Source organism: Actinomadura rubrisoli (assembly GCF_004349215.1).
Lineage (GTDB): Bacteria > Actinomycetota > Actinomycetes > Streptosporangiales > Streptosporangiaceae > Spirillospora > Spirillospora rubrisoli.
This window is the reverse complement of record NZ_SMKU01000616.1, coordinates 1-2,504: the sequence shown is the minus strand read 5'-3', so window position 1 is coordinate 2,504 and position 2,504 is coordinate 1. Positions and strand designations below refer to the sequence as shown.

At 73.3% G+C, this 2,504-nt stretch carries 3 protein-coding genes and 1 pseudogene; 3 read left to right on the top strand and 1 reads right to left on the bottom strand.

What is annotated here, in order from left to right:
- From E1298_RS49100 to E1298_RS46110, 3 genes and pseudogenes are all read left to right on the top strand, one after another.
- Positions 1 to 218 (top strand): annotated as a pseudogene (locus tag E1298_RS49100) (hypothetical protein); the annotation flags it as partial.
- Positions 215 to 835 (top strand): NADH-quinone oxidoreductase subunit C, encoded by a 621-nt coding sequence (locus tag E1298_RS46115; RefSeq protein WP_131903684.1) that lies wholly within the window; start codon positions 215 to 217, stop codon positions 833 to 835. The pseudogene E1298_RS49100 and the gene E1298_RS46115, both read left to right, overlap by 4 nt.
- Positions 828 to 1,784 carry a complex I subunit 1/NuoH family protein gene (locus E1298_RS46110; protein WP_131903683.1) on the top strand — a complete coding sequence of 319 codons (957 nt, stop codon included), beginning with the start codon at positions 828 to 830 and terminating at the stop codon, positions 1,782 to 1,784. Before E1298_RS46115 ends, E1298_RS46110 begins: the two co-directional genes overlap by 8 nt.
- Before the next feature lie 57 nt (positions 1,785 to 1,841).
- On the opposite strand, the gene E1298_RS46105 is transcribed toward E1298_RS46110, so the two are convergent.
- The coding region (locus E1298_RS46105; RefSeq protein ID WP_131903682.1) for a helix-hairpin-helix domain-containing protein at positions 1,842 to 2,504 on the bottom strand (663 nt) is incomplete at its 5' end.

The window sequence follows — 2,504 nt, the reverse complement described above, 5'->3', positions numbered from 1 at the left end:
CGCCCCCCGCCGAACCGACCGCCCCGGACCAATCGACCGCCCCGGACCAGGCTGCCCCGGACCAGGCCGCCCCGGATCAATCGGCCGCGCAGGACGAACCGGCCGCGCCGTCCGACGACGTTTCGTCCGCCCAACGCCACGATCCGTCGATCATCCCCGGGATGGCCGACCCGGGGCACGACGACGGGCATGACGACGAGATCGGACGCAGCCGGTGAGCGCGGAGCTGACGGCCGCCTGGACGGCGCGGTTCGGCGAGGAGATCACCGCCGAGGAGACGCACGGCGGGCTCGCGGTCGGCGTCCCGTCCGACCACTGGGTGGCGGCGCTCACCTTCGCGCGGGACGAGCTCGGCTGCGGGTTCTTCGACTGGCTCACCGGCGTGGACGAGCTGGAGGAGGGTTTCGCCGTCGTCGTCCACGTGTACTCGCTGGAGCGGCGGCACCATCTCCTCGTCCGCACCCGCGTGCCCAGGGAGGCCCCGGTGCTGCCGACGGCGACGGGCGTGTACCGGGGCGCCTCGTGGCACGAGCGGGAGACGTTCGAGATGTTCGGCGTGGTCTTCGAGGGCCACCCGCACCTCGTCCCGCTGCTCCTGCCGGACGGGTTCGAGGGGCATCCGCTGCGCAAGGACTTCGTGCTCGCCGCCCGCGTCGCCAAGCCGTGGCCGGGCGCGAAGGAGCCCGGCGAGTCGGGCCACGGAGCGCCGAGCCGCCGCCGCGTGCGCCCGCCCGGGGTGCCCGAGGAGGGCACCTGGGCGGCCGCCGCCGAGCAGGGCGCGGCGCCGCGCGGCGCCGCCGGGCGCCGTGGCGAGGGGCGGGACCGCGATGCTTGAGGTCGTCGTCAAGCTGGCGCTGGTCGCCGCCGCGTTCGCCGTCCTCCCGCTGCTGGTGGGGCAGGCCGAGCACAAGGTGATGGCGCACATGCAGGGGCGCCTCGGCCCCATGTACGCGGGCGGCTTCCACGGCTGGGCGCAGCTCGTCGCGGACGGGGTGAAGTTCGCGCAGAAGGAGGACGTCGTCCCGCAGGCGGCCGACCGCTGGGTGTTCAAGCTGGCCCCCGGCGTGGCGCTCGTCCCGTACCTGCTGGTCCTGATCGTGGTGCCGGTCGGGCCCGAGGGGCAGGTGGCGCTCGACCTCGGCCTCGGGCTGTTCTTCGCGCTGGCGGTGATGGGCGTCGGGGTGATCGGCGCGATCATGGCGGGCTGGGCGAGCGCGAACAAGTACTCGCTGCTCGGCGGGATGCGGGTCGCGGCGCAGCTGATGTCGTACGAGCTGCCGATGGTGTTCGCGGCGTCCTCGGTCGCGATGGCGGCGGGGACGCTCTCCCTCCAGGGCGTCGTCGGGGAGTGGCGCTGGTGGTGGCTGCCGTGGCAGGCGATCGGCGCAGTGGTGTTCTTCGTCGCCGGCCTCGCCGAGCTGCGCCGTCCGCCGTTCGACATGCCGGTGGCCGACTCCGAGATCATCTTCGGCCCGTACACCGAGTACGGCGGGCTGCGGTTCGCGCTGTTCCTCCTCGCGGAGTACGCCGGGATCGTGGTGCTGTGCGCTCTCACGACCGTCCTGTTCCTGGGCGGCTGGAAGGGGCCGTTTCTGGACGCGGAGCTCGGCTGGCTGTGGACGCTGATCAAGGTGTTCGCGCTGGCGTTCCTCGTCATCTGGTTCCGGGTCAGCTACCCGCGGATGCGCGAGGACCAGCTGCAGAAGCTCGCCTGGGTCTACCTGGTGCCGCTGTCACTCGCCCAGCTCGCGCTCACGGGCGTCCTCAAGGTCGCCTTCGGCTGACCCCGGAGTCCGGGCCGGGCCGGGGCGACGGCGTCCGGTCGGCGGGACTAGGCGGGACTAGTGGAGGAAGATCGCGTACTCGGCGATCTGGGGGAGCGCGTCCGGCGGGACGTCGGCGTCGACGGCCATCTCCTCCGCGGACACGAACGTGCCCTGCTCGTCCCGGCGGAGGACGACGCGCTCGACGATCTCCGGGGTCATGCCGGGCAGCCCGGCGAGGACCTCCGGCGGCGCGTGGTTGACGTCGACGAGGCCGCCGTCGTCATAGGTGCGGGGAAGGTCGGGGCGGCCGATGCGCAGCTCGTGCGCGAGGGCCGGGTCTTCGGCGGCGAGCGCGCGGGCCTCGTCGCGCAGCGTCCGCCGGTACTTGGCGACCTCGATGGCGTGCTGGTTGAGGCGGTTCGGGGGCTTCTCGCGCGGGAAGACGGACGACCGGACGGCGAACGCGTGCGCGGTGCCCGACACCCAGAACATCAGGGTCAGCATCGAACCGAGCGCGATGAGGAACGCGTCGCCCGACTGCATGAGGGCCAGGACGCCGAACAGGCCGAGGCCGTAGCCGCCCGCGGTGACCCCGAGGTTCAGCGAACTGTTCCGGACGGCCGCGTACAGGAACGAGAAGGGCGTCCCGAAGCCGAACGTCAGGAACGGGACGAACGCCCAGAGGATCCCTTGCGGCGCTCCGCCCTGGCCGGGTGCCGGGACAGGCGGGGGTGGCGG